The following is a 4709-nucleotide window of genomic DNA, read 5'->3' as shown; positions in this document are numbered from 1 at the left end:
GCCCACACCGCGGGAGTCCCGCCCGGCCGCGCCGCGCGAGCGGCGCCCGCCTACGCTGGGCGGATGAACTCAGGGAACCCCCGCTCCACCGGCCGGAACCGGTCACTTCTCCTCGTGGTGCTGGTCGCCGTCCTGGCGGTGGCCGCCGCGGTCGTGACCGTGCTCGTCTCGTCTGCGACGTATGCACCGGGGGTCCGCACCCTGTCCCCGACGACCCAGGTGGCCGCGGGCTCGGACCACGTCGACCCCTATACCGGGCTCGTCATCCGTGTCCCCGAGGGCTGGCAGGCCGAGTCGGGCGAGCAGCTGGTCTTCGGCACCACCGCGCTGACCCCCGACAGGGAGGCGGGGGACGGGGAGACCGACCGCTCGGACGGGATCGTGCTCACGGGCGCGCTCACGGAGGACCTGTTCGACCCGCGCGATCCGGACAACCGGCGGGCGGCGATCACCCTGGCCGGTGGGATCGGACAGTTCTTCCTACCGGTCCCGGGGCAGCCGGTCGAGGAGCGGGCGGAGGAGATCGCCACCGGTGTCGGCGACGGCTGGTCCGTGTCGTTCCGAGTGCTCCCCGTCGCCGACCAGGAATTCATCGGCCCCGAGGGCGCGCTCGTGTACACCGCGGTCGTCGGGGAGGGCGCGCAGCGCTACTGGCTCACGTACATCGGTCTGCCGGGTGACGGCACCCTGCACTCACCCCGCGCCGAGTGGGCGGACGAGATCGTCGATCGACTGCGGCCCACCGAGGCGGCCGACACCCCACTAGCGCGACCGGGTGAGCACGCCTGACCCCGGCTCAGGGCCGCATCCGCCGGAAGCCGACCACCGGGTTCCCGTCGGACAGTCCGTCCCGCGGTGCGCACACCTGCTCCACCTGCGCGCGGGCCTGATCCCGCACGGGGGTGGCCGGGTCGAGCACCGAGAGGTACTCGGAATGCTCGGCGAGCGCGTCCACGGCGAGTTCGACGAACCCGCTCACGTCGACGTAGTGCGTCATCTCCGGCGAGGACTCGAACCACATCTGCGGCCGCCCCTCCGCTGCATCGACCCCCACCGCCGCGACCAGGTCGTCGTACGCGGCCCCCACCGCCGCGCCGAACTCCATGTGATCACTCTGGTTGGGCTTCCCCGGAGCGAACTCGTCCCCGGAGAACAGGGAGACCACGACGTCGGGGCGGTGCCGGCGGATGGAGTCGGCGACGGCGTCGCGGAGCTCCGCGTCATTGACGATCCGGCTGTCGGGGAAGCCCAGGAACTCCACCCGGTCGACACCGACGATCGCCGAGGAGCGCCGCTGCTCCTCCTCGCGGACCGGGCCCGCGACCTCGGGCGGCATCCCCTCGATGCCGGCCTCACCGCTGGAGGCCAGCACGTAGACGACGCTCCGGCCCTCGGCCGTCCAGCGGGCCACCGCCGCGGACATCCCGTACTCGGGGTCGTCGGGGTGCGCCACCAGGACCAGACAGCGGGTCCAGTCGGTGGGGAACGGCTCGGGTGCCGGGGAAGGGGTCATGCCCCGAGTATGGCCCCGCGCGCCCCGGCGCGCGAGAAGTCGCGTCGGGACGCCGTCGTATGCTCGACCCGCACCCCGTCGGCGTCGTATCCCGCCGTGACCCCTGCCGTATCGCCCGTCGCATCACTCCGGAGGCCCAGCCGTGTCCGCACTCTTCCCCGACTACCGCCCGTCCTGGGAGACCGATGATCACCGGCTGTTGCGCGAGCACGCCCGCGCCTTCTTCGCCAAGGAGATGACGCCCCACCAGGAGAAGTGGGCCGCGCAGAAGCACGTGGACCGCGAGACCTGGCTCCGCACGGGTGACGCGGGGCTCATCTGTCTCGACGTGCCGGAGGAGTTCGGCGGCCAGGGCGGAGACCCGGGCATGGAGTACCTCGTGACCGAGGAGCTCGTCTACTCCGGCGACACCGCCTTCGGGATGGGCGTGGGCTCCACCATCACCCCGCACTACATCGCCAACTACGCCACCGACGAGCAGAAGCGGCAGTGGCTGCCGAAGATCTGCTCGGGCGAGTGGATCTCCGCGATCGCCATGACCGAGCCCGGCGCCGGCTCCGATCTGCAGGGCGTGCGCACCACCGCCAAGTGGGACGGCGACTCGTACGTCATCAACGGCTCCAAGACCTTCATCTCCAACGGCGGCTCCGCCGACTTCGTGGTGGTGGTGGCCAAGACCGACCTCGACGCCGGCCACAAGGGCATGGCCCTGTTCGCCGTGGAGGCCTCGACGCCGGGCTTCGAGCGCGGACGAGTGCTGGAGAAGATGGGCCGCCACGGCGCCGACACCGCCGAGCTGTTCTTCAACGACATGCGCGTGCCCGCCGCCAACCTGCTCGGGGGCGAGGAGGGGCAGGGCTTCTACCAGCTCATGAACCAGCTCCCGCGCGAGCGCCTGGCCATCGCCGTGGACGCGCTCGCCATGGCCGAGGCCGCAGTCGTGGAGACCCTCGAGTACACCCGCGATCGACAGGCCTTCGGCAAGACGATCCTGGATTTCCAGAACACACGGTTCGAACTGGCGGCGTGCAAGACCTCCGTCATGGCCTCCCGCACCTTCATCGACCACTGCATCACCCGTGAGATCGACGGCGAGCTGGACGCCGTGACCGCCTCGATGGCCAAACTCCAGGCCACCGACATGCTCGACGATGTGGTGGACCGCTGCCTCCAGCTGTTCGGGGGTTACGGCTACATGATGGAGTACCCCATCGCGCAGAAGTTCGCGGCCGCCCGGGTCATGCGGATCTACGGCGGCACCAACGAGATCATGAAGGAGGTCATCGGCCGGGCGTTGTGACCCACCGGGTGAGGGCGCCGAGAGGCTACTATCGACAGTCGTCGATACATTCTGCCGGGGAGTCACCGTGACCGATCGTCCGTCCGTCCTCTTCGTCTGCGTCCACAACGCGGGCCGCTCACAGATGGCCGCGGCCTACACCGAGCACCTGTCCGGAGGCGCGGTGGAGGTCCGCTCGGCCGGGTCGGCGCCAGCGGACTCGATCAACCCGGCCGTCGCCGAGGCGATGGCGGAGGACGGCATCGACATCTCGGCGGCCACGCCGAAGGTGCTCACCACCGGGGCGGTCCGGTCGAGCGACGTGTGCATCACCATGGGGTGCGGTGACGTCTGCCCGGTATTCCCGGGCAAGCGCTACCTCGAGTGGGTCCTCGACGACCCCGCCGGGCAGGGTGTCGACGCGGTCAGGCCCATCCGCGACGAGATCAGGCGCCGGGTGACCGGACTCCTCGCCGAGCTCGGCGTGCGCCCGGTCTAGCGTCCGCGCAGGATCTCGGTGAGCTGACGGACGGTGGGCACCTTCCCTCCCAGGACGAGGTCGTCGTCGACCACCAGCCCGGGTGTCTTCATGAGGCCGTAGCCGGCGATCTCGCCGACGTCGGTGACCTCGACGATCTCCGCGTCCTCACCCAGCGCTGCCAGGGCCTCCCTCGTGCGGGTGACGAGGGTGTGGCAGTTGCGGCATCCGGGCCCGAGCACCTTGACGATCATGGTTCCTCCTGCATCCGGGGTCAGGCGATCACGTTGAACAGTAGGCCGATGGCGAGGATGCCGGCCGCCACGACGGCGAAGAACAGTGCGAGCAGTGGTGGCCGCATGACCCGCCTGAGCATGATCGCCTGGGGGATCGACAGCGCGATCGAGCTCATGATGAACGCCATGACGGTGCCCAGGCTCATGCCCTTGGCCCACAGTGCCTCGGCGATCGGCACGACCCCGGCTCCGTTGACGTAGAGCGGGATCCCCGCGAGGGTGGCCACGAGCACCGCCAGTGGGTTGTCCGGGCCAGCCCAGCGGAGGAAGAAGTCCTCGGGGACCCAGCCGTGGATCACCGCGCCGACGCCGACGCCCACCACCACCCAGATCCACACGCTACGGAGGATGTCGCGGGATTCGCCGAGAGCGGCGTCCACCCGTTCGCGCAGCGAGGGCACGTGGCCGTCCGCGCGGAGTACGGCGACGCGGGTGGTGAAGACGACGTCGTCGACCCACCTGTCGAGCCGGAACCGGGACAGGGCCCATCCCGCGACGAAGGCGATGGCGGCGCCGGCGCCGACGTAGGCGGCGGCGATGTGCCACCCGAACATCTCGCCGATCATGATGGCCGCGATCTCGCTGATGAGCGGGGAGGCGATGAGGAAGGTGAGGGTGACCGAGAGCGGGATCCCCGCGGCCACGAAGCCGATGAACAGTGGGATCGAGCTGCAGGAGCAGAAGGGGGTCACCACGCCGAGCACGATGGCCAGCGTGAGGCCGACGAACAGCCCCCGGCCCTCGAGCCAGTCCCGCGCGCGGTCGAGGTCGAGGCTCGCCCGGAGCATGCCCACCAGGAACATCAGCCCGAGGAGCAGGAGGACGATCTTGACGGTGTCGTAGAGGAAGAAGTGCACGGCACCGATCGCGCGGTCGGCGAGGTCGAGTCCGAGCCAGCCGACGGCCGCGTCCCAGAACCACTCGTTGGCCACCCACAGGGCCACCCAGGACACCGCGGCCAGCGCGAGCGCCGACACGAGCCGACGCTGCTCACGGGCACCGGTGTCGGTGTCCGGGGTGTCGTTCTCCGGGCCGGACGGGCCGGTCGCGGAGGCGGGCAACGAGGTCATACCTCCACTGTAGGATTGGTATCGATGAGGGTCGATAGGAACTGTTCAGGGGGTGATGAGAGGGGGTCGGGCG

The 4709-nt window shown here is 70.3% G+C and carries 6 protein-coding genes; 3 read left to right on the top strand and 3 right to left on the bottom strand.

Annotated elements, in window-relative coordinates; genetic code table 11:
* Positions 1–63: 63 nt before the first annotated feature.
* Positions 64–789, top strand: a complete 726-nt coding sequence (locus tag IY392_RS04985; protein ID WP_194305401.1) for an APA family fibronectin-binding glycoprotein — start codon at positions 64–66, stop codon at positions 787–789.
* Positions 790–796: 7 nt separating this feature from the next.
* Here IY392_RS04985 and IY392_RS04980 read toward each other — a convergent pair whose 3' ends face one another.
* On the bottom strand, positions 797–1513 hold the full coding sequence (locus IY392_RS04980; protein ID WP_107757548.1) for a PIG-L deacetylase family protein: 717 nt from the start codon (positions 1511–1513) through the stop codon (positions 797–799).
* Between the two features lie 142 nt (positions 1514–1655).
* Here IY392_RS04980 and IY392_RS04975 point away from each other — a divergent pair, with 142 nt between their 5' ends.
* Together IY392_RS04975 and IY392_RS04970 are read left to right on the top strand one after the other, a co-directional pair.
* Positions 1656–2813 (top strand): acyl-CoA dehydrogenase family protein, encoded by a 1158-nt coding sequence (locus IY392_RS04975; protein ID WP_107757547.1) that lies wholly within the window; start codon positions 1656–1658, stop codon positions 2811–2813.
* A gap of 67 nt (positions 2814–2880) precedes the next feature.
* Positions 2881–3291, top strand: a complete 411-nt coding sequence (locus IY392_RS04970; protein ID WP_107757546.1) for an arsenate reductase ArsC — start codon at positions 2881–2883, stop codon at positions 3289–3291.
* Here the strand turns inward: IY392_RS04970 and IY392_RS04965 are convergent.
* Positions 3288–3524: a thioredoxin family protein gene (locus IY392_RS04965; protein ID WP_107757545.1), complete on the bottom strand. Its 237-nt coding sequence runs from the start codon at positions 3522–3524 to the stop codon at positions 3288–3290. The genes IY392_RS04970 and IY392_RS04965 overlap by 4 nt on opposite strands.
* A gap of 20 nt (positions 3525–3544) precedes the next feature.
* On the bottom strand, positions 3545–4636 hold the full coding sequence (locus IY392_RS04960; RefSeq protein ID WP_107757544.1) for a permease: 1092 nt from the start codon (positions 4634–4636) through the stop codon (positions 3545–3547).
* Positions 4637–4709 lie beyond the last annotated feature (73 nt).

The sequence above is a fragment of the Dietzia sp. SYD-A1 genome, from assembly GCF_015356725.1.
In the GTDB taxonomy this organism is placed as follows: domain Bacteria; phylum Actinomycetota; class Actinomycetes; order Mycobacteriales; family Mycobacteriaceae; genus Dietzia.
This window is presented reverse-complemented; position numbering and strand designations above follow the sequence as displayed.